Below are 15,586 nucleotides of genomic sequence, written 5' to 3'. Positions count from 1 at the left end.
GATGACAATGCGCCAGGACATCCACAGTTCCGGCATCCCCGTGCTTTGCCAATCCTGCGAAGCGCGGCATCGCGGCGTCTGCGGTGCGCTCGACTCGGAGCAGCTCGCTGGACTTGCCAAGACCTCGTCCAGGCACAACGTCGAGCCAGGCGTGGAACTGATAGGCGACGCCGAAACTGTCGACAGCTATTCGAATTTGCTTTCCGGCGTGGTCAAACTCACCAAGAGCCTTTCAGACGGGCGTCAGCAGATTGTCGGCCTCCAGTTCGCCCCTGATTTTCTGGGGCGGCCTTTCAAGGTGGAAAGCGCAATCAACGCCGAAGCCGCCACTGCCGTTTCCGTGTGTTCGTTTCCTAAGGCCGCCATCGAACGGATAATGAAGGAATCATCGGAACTGGAGCATCGTCTGCTCAAGCAGACGCTGAACGAACTCGACGAAGCTCGCGACTGGATGGTGACTCTCGGGCGCAAGAGTGCTTCGGAAAAGGTGGCGAGTTTTCTCCTGATGATTGCTAGGAACATCGACCCTGCGCTTGACCCGTCCGCCCAGTCGACAAGTTTCGACCTGCCGCTAACCCGCGCCGACATCGCTGATTTCCTTGGTCTGACGATCGAGACTGTGAGCCGCCAGCTGACCAGGCTGCGATCGGATGGCGTGATTCGGATCGAGAACAACAGAGAAGTCACCGTCGACGACTTGACCCGGTTGCAGCGGCGCTCCGGCGTCTAGGATCAATCGACGTTTCCGATCATCGGCAAGACGTGCTCACGTTCAAAGGCGATATGCCGGCGCAGACTTTCGAAGAAGCCGCGCAACATGAAGCCGATTGCCTCGGCATTCTCGACCGTTTCGCCATGGCCGATCGCCAGCAGGATTTCCGTCACCTCGCCGGCAAAGCATTCGTCCTCGACATGTTCGGCACGCAATCGCCGGATTGAAGCAAGGTTGGCGTCGCTGCCCGCCGAAGCAGCCTCGTAAACTGGATAGATGACTGCCTCCTCGTATTGATGCGTGTTCCTCAACAGCGGAACGATCGCGTTTGCGGTAGCTAGGCATGCCAGGCAATCGACCCTAGGCAGAGTGTCTGCGATCCTTTCAAGGGCCTCGCAGAGCCGCAGCTTTTCCAGATGCGCACGTTTCATCACCGCCGCCGGAACTGCCTCCCTGCCGGATCGAGCCGCCAGTATCGAATTCTCTCGGCTCGTTTCGAACAGCGACGATTCCAGCTCCTTCTCCCTGTTCAACGGTAGCCTCCAGATCGTTTGCGCGACCGAAGCTGCCCCATCCAAAAGCAATTGGCTTTGACATGGATCAAGGCGTCGGGTGGGCGAGTGATGGATTGCTCCCAGTGCGGCACATCGGAATCCGCAATCGGGGACATGCTATGAAGTTCGGCACGCAAATCTTCGCTTTAGCCCTTTTCACATTTGCAGCCCTCGTGGCCGCCGGTTTCGGTGTTGACGCGCCTTTTCGGCAGCATATGTGGGTGCTGTTCTTCGTGCTGCTCGGTTTCGTCGCCATCCTCATCCGCAACACGAATTTCGAAGTGCCCGCTCCGATCGACCCGTCCGCTTACATGGACGGTCCAATACGCTACGGCGCCATCGCCACCATGTTTTGGGGTGTCGTCGGCATGTTGGTCGGCGTGGTCATCGCGCTGCAGCTTGCCTACCCCGATCTCAACATCCAGCCCTGGTTCAACTTCGGTCGCCTGCGCCCGCTTCACACGTCGGGAGTCGTCTTCGCTTTCGGCGGCAACGCATTGCTTTGCACGTCACTATACGTCGTGCAACGCACCTGCCGCGCCCGGCTGTTCGGCGGCGATCTCGGCTGGTTCGTGTTCTGGGGCTACCAGCTCTTCATCGTCATGGCCGCAACCGGATACCTGCTCGGCATCACCGAGAGCCGCGAATACGCCGAGCCCGAATGGTATGTGGACATCTGGCTGACCATCGTCTGGGTCGCCTATCTCATCCTGTTCCTCGGCACGATCCTGAAGCGCAAGGAACCGCATATCTACGTCGCCAACTGGTTCTACCTGTCCTTCATCGTGACCATCGCGATGCTGCATGTGATCAACAACCTGTCGATGCCGGCCTCGTTCCTGGGTTCCAAGAGCTATTCGGCTTTCTCCGGCGTCCAGGATGCCCTGACGCAATGGTGGTACGGCCACAACGCCGTCGGCTTCTTCCTCACCGCCGGCTTCCTCGGCATGATGTATTATTTCGTGCCCAAGCAGGCGAACCGACCGGTCTATTCCTACCGGCTGTCGATCATCCATTTCTGGGCGATCATCTTCCTCTACATCTGGGCTGGGCCGCATCACTTGCACTACACCGCCCTGCCCGACTGGGCGCAGACGCTCGGCATGGTGTTTTCTATCATGCTGTGGATGCCGTCCTGGGGCGGCATGATCAACGGCCTGATGACGCTATCCGGCGCCTGGGACAAGCTCCGTACCGATCCGATCATCCGGATGATGGTGATGGCCATCGCCTTCTACGGCATGTCGACGTTCGAAGGTCCGATGATGTCGATCAAGTCGGTCAATTCGCTTAGCCACTACACCGACTGGACCATCGGCCACGTCCATTCCGGCGCGCTCGGCTGGGTCGGCATGATCTCGTTCGGCGCGCTCTACTACATGGTGCCGAAGCTGTGGAACCGTCAACGCCTCTATTCGCTGCGGCTGGTCACCTGGCACTTCTGGCTGGCGACGCTCGGCATCGTTGTCTACGCGGCCGTCATGTGGGTGTCCGGCATCATGCAGGGCCTGATGTGGCGCGAATACGACGAGCAGGGCTTCCTGGTCTACTCCTTCGCCGAAACCGTGGCCGCCATGCACCCCTACTATGTGATGCGCGCCATCGGCGGAGCCATGTACCTTTCCGGCGCCCTGATCATGGCGTGGAACATCGCCATGACCATCCTCGGCTATCAGCGCGAAGAACAACCGATGCCGGGCTCCCTGCCCGTCCTGCAGCCTGCCGAATAAGGAGCCAGACAATGGGCTTGATGGACAAACACGCGCTGATCGAGAAGAACGCTACGCTTCTTCTCGTTGGCTCCCTTCTGGTGGTGACGGTCGGTGGCATCGTCGAGATCGCGCCGCTCTTCTATCTCGACAATACGATAGAGAAGGTTGAAGGTATGCGGCCTTATTCGCCGCTGGAGCTCATCGGGCGCAACATCTATGTGCGCGAGGGCTGCTATCTCTGCCACAGCCAGATGATCCGCCCGTTCCGTGACGAGGTCGAGAGGTATGGGCATTACAGCCTGGCGGCTGAGTCGATGTATGATCATCCCTTCCAGTGGGGATCGAAGCGCACCGGACCGGACCTCGCTCGGGTTGGCGACCGCTACTCGAATGTGTGGCACGTCGACCACCTTTCGGATCCACGTTCCGTGGTGCCGGAATCGATCATGCCGAGCTACGCGTTCCTGAAAGACGCGCCGATCGATGTCAAGGACTTCTCTACACATCTGGTTGCCAACGCGCGCGTTGGCGTCCCTTACAACGATGACATGATCGCTAACGCCAATGCCGATTTGATGGCGCAGGCCGACCCCAACGCAGACACGTCCGGCCTTGAGACCCGCTACCCCAAAGCCAAGATCGGCGACTTCGACGGCAACCCGCAACAGGTGACGGAGATGGATGCGCTCGTCGCGTACCTGCAAATGCTTGGCACACTGGTCGATTTCAAGAATTACGACGAAGCCGCCGGCTACCGCTGAGGAGTTTTATCAATGGATTACAATTTGATGCGGGAGTTCGCTGACAGCTGGGGTCTGGTCGCCATGGCTCTGTTCTTTGTCGGCGCGATCGCGTTTTCGCTCCGCCCTGGCAGCCGCAAGCTGGCCGACGAGGCTGCCCGGATCCCCCTTGAGGACGAGTGATCATGAGCGACGAGCACATCGACGAAATCTCTGGCGTTTCGACCACGGGTCACGAGTGGGACGGTATTCGCGAGCTGAACAATCCGCTCCCGCGCTGGTGGGTCATCACCTTCTACATCACCATTGTCTGGGCGATCGGATACACCATCGCTTATCCGGCATGGCCTCTGCTGCATTCCGCGACAAAAGGCCTGCTCGGCTATTCGAGCCGCAACGAGGTCGGGAACGAGTTGATGGCCGCCGAGGTGGCCAAGGGCAAATTCGTAACGGCAATAGAATCGAAAACCGTCTCGGAGATTGCCGCCGACGATGGGTTGCGCGAATTTGCCGTCGCCGCTGGCGGAGCCGCGTTCAAGGTCAATTGCGTGCAGTGCCATGGTTCCGGCGCCCAGGGCTCCAAGGGCTTCCCCAACCTCAACGATGACGACTGGTTATGGGGCGGCAAGGAGGACCAAATCCAGCAGACAATCACGCATGGCATCCGCTTCGCATCCGATCCGGATACGCGCTTGTCAGAAATGCCTGCCTTTGGCGACATCATAACCGCCGACCAGATCAAACAGGTCAGCGCCTATATTGCCAGCCTGTCCGGAAACGTCAGCGATCAGTCGTTGGTTGCGCCCGGAGCCAAGGTCTTTGCCGAAAACTGCGTGGCCTGTCACGGCGACAATGCAAAGGGCAACAAGGAGCTCGGCGCTCCTGATCTGACCGACGCCATCTGGCTCTACGGATCGGGCGAAGCGGCCATCACCGCCCAGGTCACCGCGCCGAAACAGGGCGTGATGCCGGCCTGGGGCGCTCGCCTGGGCGAAACCAGGGTCAAGGAGCTGGCAGTCTACGTGCATTCGCTAGGCGGTGGAGAATAAGAAGGGGGTCTATTCTCCGGCCCTCACCGCCCAGGCGACGAGGCCCGGCTCTGCCGGGCCTCGACCTGTTTCCGCGCTGGCGATTGACCTGCATCAACGCGGCGCAATCCAGTCGGCGGCACAATCCGCTCGACGCTGTATTTCGCTGCTCTGTCTGGACCCAGTCAGGACATTTGCCCGGCGAAATCACAAGCCTCGCGACGGGAGAAACCAGTGCTGGACAATACGCAGGTAGAACGGCTCGAAGCCGAGGCGGTCAACTCCGCCAAGGTGCGTCAGCCAATGTATGCCGCGCGCAAGAAGATCTTCCCAAAGCGGGCCTCGGGCAGCTTTCGCCAGTTCAAATGGCTGGTGATGGCGGTCACGCTCGGCATCTACTATCTGACCCCGTGGCTGCGCTGGGACCGTGGCCCGTTTGCGCCGGACCAGGCCGTGCTGCTCGACGTCGCCAACCGGCGTTTCTACTTCTTCTTCATCGAGATTTGGCCGCAGGAATTCTATTATGTGGCAGGCCTTCTGGTCATGGCCGGCGTCGGTCTTTTCCTGATCACGTCGACTGTTGGCCGTGCCTGGTGCGGCTATACGTGCCCGCAGACCGTATGGGTCGATCTGTTCCTGGTCGTCGAGCGGGCCATCGAGGGTGACCGCAATGCGCGCATCAAGCTCGACGCCGGTCCCTGGACCAGCCGCAAACTCGTGCTGCGGGTGTCGAAACACGCCATCTGGCTGATCATAGGCGCGCTGACGGGCGGCGCGTGGATATTTTATTTCGGTGACGCGCCCAGCCTGCTTGGCGAACTCTTCACCGGCACGGCAGCCCCCGTCGCCTACATCACCGTCGCCGTGCTGACGGCAACGACCTACACGTTCGGCGGGCTGATGCGCGAGCAGGTCTGCACCTATATGTGCCCATGGCCGCGCATCCAGGCAGCCATGCTCGATGAAAGTTCGCTCACCGTCACCTATAATGACTGGCGCGGCGAACCGCGCACACGTCATGCGAAGAAGGTCCAGGCCTCAGGTCAGCCGCTCGGCGATTGCGTCGACTGCAATGCCTGCGTCGCTGTCTGTCCGATGGGGATCGACATTCGCGATGGCCAGCAGCTCGAATGCATCACCTGCGCGCTTTGCATCGACGCCTGCGACGGCGTCATGGACAAGCTCGGCAGGGAGCGTGGGCTGATTTCCTACGCGACGCTCTCCGATTACGACGCCAACATGATGCTGGCGACCGCGGGCGGCTCCAGTTCAGTCAACCCGTCGCTGGTCAGGACTGCTGGTGGCCTGTTCTCCGACAAGGTGGCGCATTTCCATGTCAGCAAGATCTTCCGGCCACGCACTTATGTCTACATGGGTTTGTGGTCGCTGATCGGTCTCGGCCTGCTCTATTCGCTGCTGACGCGCGATCGGCTCGAAGTCAACGTGCTGCACGACCGCAATCCGCAATTCGTCACGCTCTCCGACGGCTCGATCCGCAACGGCTACACCGTCAAGCTGCTCAACATGATCCCCGAACCGCGGACCATCGTTGTCACTATGCAGGGCTTACAGGGCGCCGAGATGAGCGTGGTCGGCGACGACATCCCGGCAGGCCGTTCTGTCGCCATTCCGGTCGAACCCGACCGCCTGAAAATGCTGAAGGTCTTCGTGCGCCAGCCAGCGGGTCAAATCCAGGACACAGCGCAGACCTTCACGTTCCGTGTCGAGGACAAGGCGAGCTTCGAGTCGGACGAATACACCGCCACCTTCAACGCGCCGGAGACTGCCAGATGAGCGCCAGAACACAAAAAACCCGCGAATTCACCGGCAGGCACATGCTGTTCACCATCCTTGCCTTCTTCGGTGTGGTCATCGCGGTCAATCTGACGATGGCCACGCTCGCCAACACAAGTTGGACCGGCCTTGTCGTCGAAAACACCTATGTGGCGAGTCAGCAATTCAACAAGCAGGCCGAGGAGGGGCGCGCGCAGGCAGCCCTTGGCTGGACCGGCAAGCTGACCATCGCATGGGGCGAAGTCCACTACGGCCTCACCGACGCCGGCGGCAAGCCGGTTCCCTTGCACGGCGTCAAGGTGCTGTTTCGTCATCCCGCATACGAGAAGGAGGACAAGTCGGTCACCCTCGCACCCGCCTCCGGCCAGGAGTTCGCCGCGCAGCACATGCCGAAGGATGGCGTCTGGATTGTCGAAGTCGACGCCGACGCCGGTCTGCATAAACCGTACCGCGACGTCCGCAGGATCATGATTTCCAATGGAGCGCTGCAATGAGTTGTTGTGCACCGGGCGCCGAAATGGCGCTTGATCTGGTCAACACCGGATCGGTCCTGCCGTCCAGCCAGGAGATCAGGCTGGCGAGCCGATCGCTTGGCGATGATCTCCGCCAGACCGATCTTTCGGTCCCCACGGTTCATTGCGCGGCCTGCATCCAGGCGATCGAGACAGCACTGGGAAAGCTCGATCAAGTGGAGAGCGCTCGTGTCAACCTGTCGACGAAGCGGGTCGCGGTCCGCTGGCGTGGAAACCAGGTACCACCATTCGTCGCCGCGCTGGGACGGCTGGGCTACGAGGCGCATCTGTTCGACCCCGAGGTCGACAACAAGGACAAGACGCTTTCGGAGCTGATCCGCGCCGTTGCTGTCGCCGGCTTTGCGGCGGGCAACATCATGCTGCTTTCGGTCTCTGTCTGGTCCGGTGCTGAAGGCGCTACCCGCGACCTGTTCCACTGGGTCTCGGCGCTTATCGCCATCCCTGCACTCGCCTTCGCCGGCGGCATCTTCTTCCGCTCGGCCTGGAATGCGCTGCGTCACGGCCGCATGAACATGGATGTGCCGATCGCGGTCGGGGTATCCCTCGCCTACGCCATGAGCCTCTATGAGACGATCACCCATGGCGACCACGCCTATTTCGATGCATCGGTGTCACTGCTGTTCTTCCTCCTGATCGGCCGCACGCTCGATCACGTGATGCGCGAACGCGCCCGCACCGCCGTCAAAGGCCTGTCACAGCTCGCGGCGCGTGGCGCCATGGTGCTGCGCGGCGATGGTGCACGCGACTATCTGCCGGTTGGCGAGATCGAACTTGGCATGCTGCTGTTGATCGCTGCCGGCGAGAGAATCCCCGTCGACGGCAAGATCATTCAAGGGGCCTCGGATCTGGACTGCTCGTTGGTGTCCGGCGAGAGCACGCCTCGAAACGTAGCGGCAGGCGAAGCCGTGCAGGCCGGTGTCCTCAACCTAACCGGCCCGCTGACGATCGAGGCGACCGCCGCCGCGAAAGATTCGTTTCTGGCGGAAATGGTTCGGCTGATGGAGTCCGCAGAGGGCGGCCGCGCGCATTATCGCCGGATCGCCGATCGTGTTTCGGCGCTCTATGCCCCGGTGGTTCATCTCACAGCCTTCGCGACGTTCCTTGGCTGGATGGCGGCGACCGGTGACTGGCACCGGGCGATAACCATCGCCATTGCCGTTCTGATCATCACATGCCCGTGCGCGCTCGGCCTCGCCGTACCGATCGTCCAGGTGGTCGCGGCGCGGCGCCTGTTCGAGAACGGCATCATGGTCAAGGACGGTTCGGCCATGGAGCGCCTGGCGACGATTGATAAAGCGGTGTTCGACAAGACCGGAACGCTCACCCTCGGCCAGCCCCGGCTGGTCAATGCGGACTCGATTGATCCGGCCATGCTGGCAATCGCGGGAGACATGGCTGCGCACTCGCGTCACCCGTTTTCAAAGGCCATAGCCGGTTTTGCCCGCCTTGGCGGGCAGCACAAATTCGATGCCGTCACCGAGCACCCGGGTTTCGGGATCGAAGCCACAGCCACCGGTAGCACCTGGCGGCTGGGCCGGCGCGGATGGGCTGGATGGAAGGCCCGGACCGGCGGCGAAGGCAAACATGGCTATGGCGGAACGGTGCTGACAAAAGACGGGTTCATTGTCGCGACCTTCGATTTTGAGGACGCGCTGCGCGCCGACGCCAGGGCGGCGATCGGGCAATTGACCCATGCTGGGGTGTCGGTGGAAATGCTGTCGGGCGATACCGCGGGCGCCTGCGGCGAAGTCGCAAAAATGCTGGGTATCGACAATTTTATTCCGTGCCTGCTGCCGTCCGGCAAGGTCGAACGCATTGAGACGGCGGCGAAAGACGGACACAGGGTTCTGATGGTTGGCGACGGTCTCAACGACACGCCTGCGCTGAGCGCTGCGCATGTCTCGATCGCTCCTGCCACCGCCGCCGACATTGGCCGCAACGCGGCCGATTTCGTATTCCTGCGCGAAAGCCTTCTGGCAGTGCCTCTCGCGCTGGATGTCTCGCGCAAGGCGGGAAGCCTGATTCGCCAGAACATCGTGATCGCGATCGTCTACAATGCCATCGCCGTGCCGATCGCCATACTGGGGCATGTCACGCCTCTTATCGCCGCGATTGCCATGTCCGCTTCTTCGCTCCTTGTGATCGGAAATGCGCTGCGCTTGCAGAGTTCGGTGCCAAATTCGCCGGCGAAAAATGTTCGGCGCGACAGGCGTTCCAACATCACCAAATTGGCCCAATTCTCATGACAATCCTTGCCTACCTCATACCTGTGGCACTCTTTCTTGGTGCGCTTGGCCTGGGGGGCTTCCTGTGGGCTTTGAAGAGTGGTCAGTACGAAGATCTCGACGGTGCCGCCGAGCGAATCCTCATCGATCGGGAAGACAAGCTCGGCCGCTAACCAAGTGCTGGCAAAAATAACCGAGCCACGACCTTCTCCGCCTTGACTATGACGCGCTAGATCGAAGTGTCCGAGGCTCTAACATTCCCAAAATTAACTCCACCAATTTGCGCCAGCGCAAAGAAACGCTGCGTCAGGTCAGATAGCTTCTGCTCATCCGCAACGGTTGATAGACAGGAGACTGACATGATCACGCGACGCGAAGCTCTGTTCGGGGCAGCCATTGGCGCTGCCGCCGTGGCGGCACTGCCGGCATTTTCGGCAACGGTGACAAAGGCAGACATTCAGGGGCTCGCCCGAGAGAAGATCAAGCTCGTGGCACCGCCTTTCGTGCATCCGCACGATCAGGTCGCCAAGGGTGGTCCGAAGATCGTCGAATTCACCATGACGATCGAGGAAAAGACCGTCGTCATCGACGCCGACGGCACGACGCTCAACGCGATGACCTACAACGGCTCGATCCCCGGCCCGCTGATGGTCGTGCATCAGGATGACTATCTCGAGCTGACGCTCATCAATCCCGATACCAACTCACTCGCCCACAACATCGACTTCCACGCCGCGACCGGCGCTCTGGGCGGTGGTGGTCTCACGCTGATCAATCCCGGCGAACAGGTGACCTTGCGCTTTAAGGCGACGCGAACGGGAACGTTCGTCTATCACTGCGCACCCGGTGGCGCGATGATCCCTTGGCATGTCGTCTCCGGCATGAGCGGCGCGATCATGGTCCTGCCGCGCGATGGGCTCAGGAACGACAAGGGCGAGCCGGTCAAATATGACAAGATCTTCTACATCGGCGAGAACGACTTCTATATTCCGCGCGACGAGAAGGGCAACTTCAAGAACTACGAATCGGTCGGCGACGGGTACGACGACATCGTCAAGGTCATGCGCGGGTTGATCCCGACGCATGTCGTGTTCAACGGCAAGGTCGGTTCCCTGACCGGCGACAACGCCATGAAAGCGAAAGTCGGCGAGACCGTGTTGATCGTCCATTCGCAGGCCAACCGCGATACGCGACCGCATCTGATCGGCGGGCACGGCGACTATGTCTGGGAACAGGGCAAATTCGCCAACCCGCCGGCCAAGGACCTGGAAACCTGGTTCATCCGCGGCGGCTCGGCGGGCTCGGCGCTCTATACGTTCCTGCAGCCGGGTGTCTACGCCTACGTCAATCACAATCTGATTGAGGCTGTGGAACTCGGAGCGACCGCTCACTTCATGGTCGAAGGCGAGTGGGATGACGACCTGATGACGCAGGTCGAGGCGCCCAAACCCATAGCCACCAACTGACGGCACTCCTATTTGCCCGGACAGCGTCGCTGTCCGGGCATGGACAAAAGCCATGTCTCTTTTCATCCTGAAGGTTCTGCCGGTCGCCCTGGCCGCCGCTGCTGTTCCGGTAGGGCTCTCGCTGCAGGCGGTCTTCGAGGATCGACAATCCCACCCCATCGCTATGACGGTTGTCTTGCTTTCCGGTTCGATCATCTATCCGACTCCGGGCGAGTTCCTGAAAGAGGGACGCCCGCAAGGCAATCCCCGCCTCGAGCGGCAACTCGACAGACCTCTCGAAATCATGACCTACCAGGTCGGCGCGGCCGACTATGCGGACTGCGTGTCGGCTGGCGGCTGTCAGCCGGCACAGGAGACGCGCGCGATCCCGAGCAATGCACCCGTCACCGGAGTGAGCTATCTCGATGCGAATGCCTACGCCCGGTGGTATTCGCAAGTGACCGGCGGCCAATGGCGGCTGCCATCCGATGAAGAGTGGGCCTTTGCCGCCGCGGAACGGTTCGCCGGCGAATTCGAGGGGGTCGAAAACGATGCCAGCAACCCCGCCAGACGATGGCTCACCAGCTACAAGGCCGAGGTGGATCTAAATCGCAAACCGGACCCGATGCCGAGGAGCCGTGGCTCGTTTGGTTTCAATTCCCTGGGCCTTGCCGACTTTTCCGGCAACGTCTGGGAGTGGACTTCGACCTGCTATGTCCGCACCACGTTGGCTGCGGATGGAAACGGTGTGGCAAGTTCGGTCGACAATTGCGGCGTCCACGTCCTTGAAGGGCTTCACAGAGCCTACATGTCGAACTTCGTCAATGACGGGAAAAGCGGAGGTTGTGCCGTTGGCACGCCTCCCGACAATCTGGGATTCAGGCTGGTCCGGGACCATTCGGGATGGGCAAGCCGGATCCTTGGCTGGCTTGGCACCGTCTGACAGGTCTGAAGCGGCTTCTCCATTCGCGTTTCGACGGTCGCGTGCTCTCCCGGGCCGCCTCACCGGGCCTTTGGCCTCATCAACGCGGTTCCATAGGTTAGAATGAAGCCAGCAAATGCCGCCACCCATGCGGTGCCCGCCATGTCGATCACCACGTCATAGGGGACGAAGGCAGCCAGGATTCTCAATGATCCTGCGAGGAGGACGGTCACAAAGATGAACGAGGCGCCTTTCCCAGCCTTGAGCTCTTGCCCGGTGTGCCCGAGCGTTGCGCGGGTCATCACGGCAAGCGTCATGGCGCCGACCGCACCCGTTCCGAGCGCGTGGAGCCCCGCAGCAGCTGGCACGGCGGAAGGAAAAAAGATCGAAGCCGAGACAAGGGCAAGGCCGACCGGCACGAAGGCATATGCAAGGTGGAGGATGAGCACGAGCGGATCCCGCACTGTGCGTCCGCCAGCCCAGCGCGACAGACGCCAAGCCTGGCAGATTGCGGCGACAGCCATAAGCATTCCCGAGGCGCGGTTGTCGGGGGCGAACGTCCATGCTCCCAGCGCGAGAGCTGAGATGGCTATCGATACGACGTCAAAACGGTCGAACGGCGCAGGCAGCTTGCCAGGATTTTCCCGGGCGAGCCAGTTGCGCGTGAAGCTCGGAATGATACGCCCACCGATCAGCGAGATGAGCACGATCGCCGCAGCCATACCGAGCCTGGGGCTGATGTCGGAAGTGCCTTGAAGGTGCGCCTCGACATGGAACATGCCGTTGGCGTACGCCAGGACGGCAAGCGGCAGCAGCACCTTGAGATTGCGCCAGTTGCGTCCCGCGACGATTTCGCGTGCCGCCGCGGCAGCGACAGCAAGCAGAAATGAGCCATCGATCACGGCTACCGCTTCCCAGCCGATATCCGCCGAGAAGAAGACCGCGGCGCGCCCAGCAAGCCACAAGACCACCAGCGCCAGCAGCGGCAAGCCTTGCACGGGCAGCCGGCCGGTCCAGTTCGGGATGGCGGTCAGCAGGAACCCGGTAACGATCGCCGGCAGATAGCCGAACAGCATCTCGTGAATGTGCCAGTCGACGGCAATGAACGCACTGTGGGCATCGAGTTCGCCGGCATAGATCGGTAGCCAAAGCAGAATGGAGAGCGCGGCATACAGCGACCCGAGGAAGAAGAAGGGCCTAAATCCGTAGGAAAGAAATGCGGGCCCAGTGTAGGCCCGCAGGCGTGGAATTCCCATGATCTGCGTCTCCAAATGAACAGGGCCGGATGAACCGCCGCCCTCGGTTCGTCCGGCCCGCGCCCGCCCCTTTGTGCGGCAGGCATGGCTGTATCGATTGCCGGTCAGTTGGCCGGGATCTTGCTGAACAGGTCGGCAAACACCGTCTTTGCCTTCCCGGCATGTTTCACCGTCTTGGCTGCGTCGAGGTTGAGCGGCTTGCCGACAACGATCAGGGCGACCATGCCCATGCCGTAGTGAGGCGCGCATTTGACGCCATACACACCTTCCTGGGTCAGTGTGACGGTAATCTCCTCGTTGGGCTTTCCCTTGAAGGCTTCGGCGCCCTCCGGAAGCATGCCCTTGATCGACTCTGCGTCATGGCTCTTGTCGGTTGGCACAAACTTGACAGTGTCGCCAGGTGCTGCCTTGACGAAGGCCGGCTGGAAAACCATGGAGCCCTTTTCGCCCTTGTTGAGCATCTGCACCACATGCTCTTCCGCGCTTGCACTGCCGGCGAGCGCGAGGATGGAGATTGCGGCGGCGAGGATGGAGAGTTTCATCGGTTTGTCCTTTGTTTCGTCTTCGCGGCGTTGTGCCGTTCCATGCCATTTAGCTTGATGCGGCCCGAGACAATTTGCGCTGGCGCAAACTCGGGATAAGAAAGGTCTCCCGCACGGTTGATGCGGAACCGTAGGGCCGTGAGGAATCCGTTGGCTGCGCTGGACCGATCGCTGATTTCGCGACTGCCGCTCTTCCAGGGGCTGACGCCCGACGAGCAGAGCGAGATTCTGCGAGATGCGCGGTCGTCTCGCTATGCCAAGGAGACGGCGATCTTCGCGCAGGAGGCCGAGGCCCATTCCTTCTTCGTGCTGATCGCCGGGCACATCCGTGTCGTTCGCACCACGCCGGACGGACAGCAGGTCATCGCCAGATACATCAGCGAAGGCGAGGTCTTTGGCGTCGCCGCGGCACTTGGCCGGCCGGCCTACCCCGCCAGTGCTGTCGCGGCGGTGGATTGCGTGGTGCTGGCCTGGCCCAACGCTCTTTGGCCGGAGTTGGCGCGTCGGTTCCCGGTGTTTGGCGCAACCACCTACAGGACGGTCGGAAACAGGCTGCAGGAGACCCAGACGCGAGTGGTGGAGATGTCGACGGAACAGGTGGAGCAGCGGGTTGCGCATGCGCTGCTGCGGCTGGCAAACCAGACCGGCCGAAAGACCGATAACGGCATCGAAATCGACTTTCCGATCTCGAGACAGGACATCGCCGAGATGACCGGGACGACGCTGCACACGGTCAGCCGGCTGCTGAGCCGGTGGGAAGACGTTGGAATAATTGTCAGCGGACGCCAGAAAGTCACGGTCAAGGATGCGCATCGCCTTGTGGTTCTCGCGGATAACCGGGACAAGCGCTGATCCTCACCGTTCTCCTCGAATGGCCGCTTCGAGTTCGCCCAGAAAGTCGCCCTCATCGATCCGATGTTCCCGGCACGCTTCAGCCACGGTATGGAATGTGCCGATCGGACAGCCGACGCAGAGCATCTTGTATCTCAGCACCACAGCCACCGTTGCCGGCCATTTCCTCATGATTTCGTCGACGATCATGTCCGGGTCGAGCGAACTGCGCTGTTTCACGATGAGGTCTCCGCGTTTTGCGAAGCCTCTTCATAAATCGCGTTCGGACCGCTCTCGTTGCGCTTTCGCAATCTGAAAATGATTCAGATCAAGACAGGGCGTGCGCGATCTCGATAAGCAACGAGATAAAGTATCTGAGGAGGTTGGCATGCAAGCCAAAGCCATAATGACCACACCGGTCGTTGCAATAGAGCCGTCTGCGTCGATCGTCGAAGCGGCCGGATTAATGCTCTCCAGCAAGATTAGCGGGCTTCCCGTCGTTCGCAGCGACGGCGCGCTGGTGGGCATTATCAGCGAGGGTGATTTCCTGCGCCGCGGAGAGCTGGGCACTCAGCGCAAGCGCCCACGCTGGCTGGAGTTTCTTGTCAGCCCGGGAAGAGTTGCCGAAGAATATGTCCTGGCCAACGGACGGCGGGTCGAGGACGTGATGACCGACAGCGTTGTCACGGCATCCCCCAATGCATCGCTTGCCGAGGTCGTCGAGTTGATGACGCATCACTGCATCAAACGCGTCCCGATCGTCGATGGCGGCAAAGTTGTCGGAATGATTGCCCGCTCCGATCTTCTTCGTGCGCTGCTTCACACGCAGCCAGCCTCGACCCCGACGGCCATTGACGACGAACGGATACGCCAGAGCATCGTCGGGGAGCTTGCAGCGCAGAAGTGGGCTGGAAATGATCTGATCAATGTCAGTGTCGACAAAGGGATCGTAAAACTGAGCGGCGCCATCTTCGACGAACGCGAGCGCCGGGCAGCCATCGTCGCGGCCGAAAACGTCGCCGGCGTCAAAGGCGTTGAGGACAATCTATTTTGCGCCGAGCCGTTGTCCGTCATCCTGGTCTCGTAGCCAAGGGCTACCACCACCATTTTCCCAAGGCGAACTGCGTAGCCGCTCGACGACTAACGCTGGCCGGCCGCATGCTGCAGCCGTGCGATCAGGTCGCGGTTGCGACAATAATCTGGCGGAGCATCGGCTTGCTCGTGTCGATCGAGCCAAGTCGAGCATTCGTCCTGATGGCCGCAGGATCGGCAACGGTTGACCGCCCGATCGG

18 protein-coding genes are annotated in these 15,586 nt (G+C 61.0%); 13 read left to right on the top strand and 5 right to left on the bottom strand.

Annotated features, from left to right (window positions below):
- The first annotated feature begins 1 nt into the window (after window position 1).
- Window positions 2–730 (top strand): Crp/Fnr family transcriptional regulator, encoded by a 729-nt coding sequence (locus EOA13_RS32310; protein ID WP_164780475.1) that lies wholly within the window; start codon window positions 2–4, stop codon window positions 728–730.
- Between the two features lie 2 nt (window positions 731–732).
- Here the strand turns inward: EOA13_RS32310 and EOA13_RS32305 are convergent, their stop codons facing one another.
- Complete coding sequence (locus EOA13_RS32305) at window positions 733–1,143, bottom strand: hemerythrin domain-containing protein (protein WP_127297393.1); 411 nt, start codon at window positions 1,141–1,143, stop codon at window positions 733–735.
- A 242-nt stretch (window positions 1,144–1,385) separates the two neighbouring features.
- Between EOA13_RS32305 and ccoN the strand changes: the two genes are divergently transcribed.
- From ccoN to EOA13_RS32255, 10 genes are all read left to right on the top strand, one after another.
- Window positions 1,386–2,996, top strand: a complete 1,611-nt coding sequence (gene ccoN, locus EOA13_RS32300; RefSeq protein ID WP_127297378.1) for a cytochrome-c oxidase, cbb3-type subunit I — start codon at window positions 1,386–1,388, stop codon at window positions 2,994–2,996.
- A gap of 11 nt (window positions 2,997–3,007) precedes the next feature.
- On the top strand, window positions 3,008–3,739 hold the full coding sequence (gene ccoO / locus EOA13_RS32295) for a cytochrome-c oxidase, cbb3-type subunit II (RefSeq protein WP_127297377.1): 732 nt from the start codon (window positions 3,008–3,010) through the stop codon (window positions 3,737–3,739).
- A gap of 12 nt (window positions 3,740–3,751) precedes the next feature.
- Window positions 3,752–3,901 carry a cbb3-type cytochrome c oxidase subunit 3 gene (locus EOA13_RS32290; RefSeq protein WP_127297376.1) on the top strand — a complete coding sequence of 50 codons (150 nt, stop codon included), beginning with the start codon at window positions 3,752–3,754 and terminating at the stop codon, window positions 3,899–3,901.
- A gap of 2 nt (window positions 3,902–3,903) precedes the next feature.
- Window positions 3,904–4,767, top strand: a complete 864-nt coding sequence (ccoP, locus tag EOA13_RS32285; RefSeq protein WP_127297375.1) for a cytochrome-c oxidase, cbb3-type subunit III — start codon at window positions 3,904–3,906, stop codon at window positions 4,765–4,767.
- A 213-nt stretch (window positions 4,768–4,980) separates the two neighbouring features.
- Window positions 4,981–6,540, top strand: a complete 1,560-nt coding sequence (ccoG, locus tag EOA13_RS32280) for a cytochrome c oxidase accessory protein CcoG (protein WP_127297374.1) — start codon at window positions 4,981–4,983, stop codon at window positions 6,538–6,540.
- Window positions 6,537–7,034 (top strand): FixH family protein, encoded by a 498-nt coding sequence (locus tag EOA13_RS32275; protein WP_127297373.1) that lies wholly within the window; start codon window positions 6,537–6,539, stop codon window positions 7,032–7,034. The genes ccoG and EOA13_RS32275 overlap by 4 nt, the downstream gene beginning before the upstream one ends.
- Window positions 7,031–9,319, top strand: a complete 2,289-nt coding sequence (locus EOA13_RS32270) for a cation-translocating P-type ATPase (RefSeq protein WP_127297372.1) — start codon at window positions 7,031–7,033, stop codon at window positions 9,317–9,319. Before EOA13_RS32275 ends, EOA13_RS32270 begins: the two co-directional genes overlap by 4 nt.
- On the top strand, window positions 9,316–9,471 hold the full coding sequence (gene ccoS, locus EOA13_RS32265) for a cbb3-type cytochrome oxidase assembly protein CcoS (RefSeq protein WP_127297371.1): 156 nt from the start codon (window positions 9,316–9,318) through the stop codon (window positions 9,469–9,471). Before EOA13_RS32270 ends, ccoS begins: the two co-directional genes overlap by 4 nt.
- 186 nt (window positions 9,472–9,657) lie before the next feature.
- Window positions 9,658–10,764, top strand: coding sequence for a copper-containing nitrite reductase (gene nirK / locus EOA13_RS32260; RefSeq protein WP_127297370.1), 1,107 nt, complete (start codon window positions 9,658–9,660; stop codon window positions 10,762–10,764).
- A gap of 52 nt (window positions 10,765–10,816) precedes the next feature.
- A complete protein-coding gene (locus EOA13_RS32255) occupies window positions 10,817–11,686 on the top strand; it encodes an SUMF1/EgtB/PvdO family nonheme iron enzyme (RefSeq protein ID WP_127297369.1) in 870 nt (289 codons plus the stop codon).
- 59 nt (window positions 11,687–11,745) lie between these two features.
- On the opposite strand, the gene EOA13_RS32250 is transcribed toward EOA13_RS32255, so the two are convergent.
- Both EOA13_RS32250 and EOA13_RS32245 read right to left on the bottom strand, forming a co-directional pair.
- On the bottom strand, window positions 11,746–12,921 hold the full coding sequence (locus EOA13_RS32250) for an NnrS family protein (protein ID WP_127297392.1): 1,176 nt from the start codon (window positions 12,919–12,921) through the stop codon (window positions 11,746–11,748).
- A gap of 104 nt (window positions 12,922–13,025) precedes the next feature.
- Window positions 13,026–13,463: a pseudoazurin gene (locus EOA13_RS32245; RefSeq protein WP_127297368.1), complete on the bottom strand. Its 438-nt coding sequence runs from the start codon at window positions 13,461–13,463 to the stop codon at window positions 13,026–13,028.
- Between the two features lie 150 nt (window positions 13,464–13,613).
- On the opposite strand from EOA13_RS32245, the gene EOA13_RS32240 reads away from it, so the two are divergent.
- Entirely contained in the window at window positions 13,614–14,315 is a 702-nt protein-coding gene (locus EOA13_RS32240) for a Crp/Fnr family transcriptional regulator (RefSeq protein WP_127297367.1), read from the top strand.
- A 3-nt stretch (window positions 14,316–14,318) separates the two neighbouring features.
- Here the strand turns inward: EOA13_RS32240 and EOA13_RS32235 are convergent, their stop codons facing one another.
- Window positions 14,319–14,534, bottom strand: a complete 216-nt coding sequence (locus EOA13_RS32235) for a DUF1858 domain-containing protein (RefSeq protein ID WP_127297366.1) — start codon at window positions 14,532–14,534, stop codon at window positions 14,319–14,321.
- A 148-nt stretch (window positions 14,535–14,682) separates the two neighbouring features.
- Between EOA13_RS32235 and EOA13_RS32230 the strand changes: the two genes are divergently transcribed.
- Window positions 14,683–15,381 carry a CBS domain-containing protein gene (locus EOA13_RS32230; protein WP_127297365.1) on the top strand — a complete coding sequence of 233 codons (699 nt, stop codon included), beginning with the start codon at window positions 14,683–14,685 and terminating at the stop codon, window positions 15,379–15,381.
- 53 nt (window positions 15,382–15,434) lie between these two features.
- Here the strand turns inward: EOA13_RS32230 and EOA13_RS39095 are convergent.
- On the bottom strand, window positions 15,435–15,586 hold a 152-nt coding region (locus EOA13_RS39095; RefSeq protein WP_245490544.1), incomplete at its 5' end, for a DUF6455 family protein.

This window comes from Mesorhizobium sp. M7A.F.Ca.US.011.01.1.1, assembly GCF_003998295.1.
GTDB lineage: Bacteria > Pseudomonadota > Alphaproteobacteria > Rhizobiales > Rhizobiaceae > Mesorhizobium.
The sequence above is the reverse complement of the archived record's forward strand: the minus strand, read 5'-3'. Positions and strand labels throughout refer to the sequence as shown.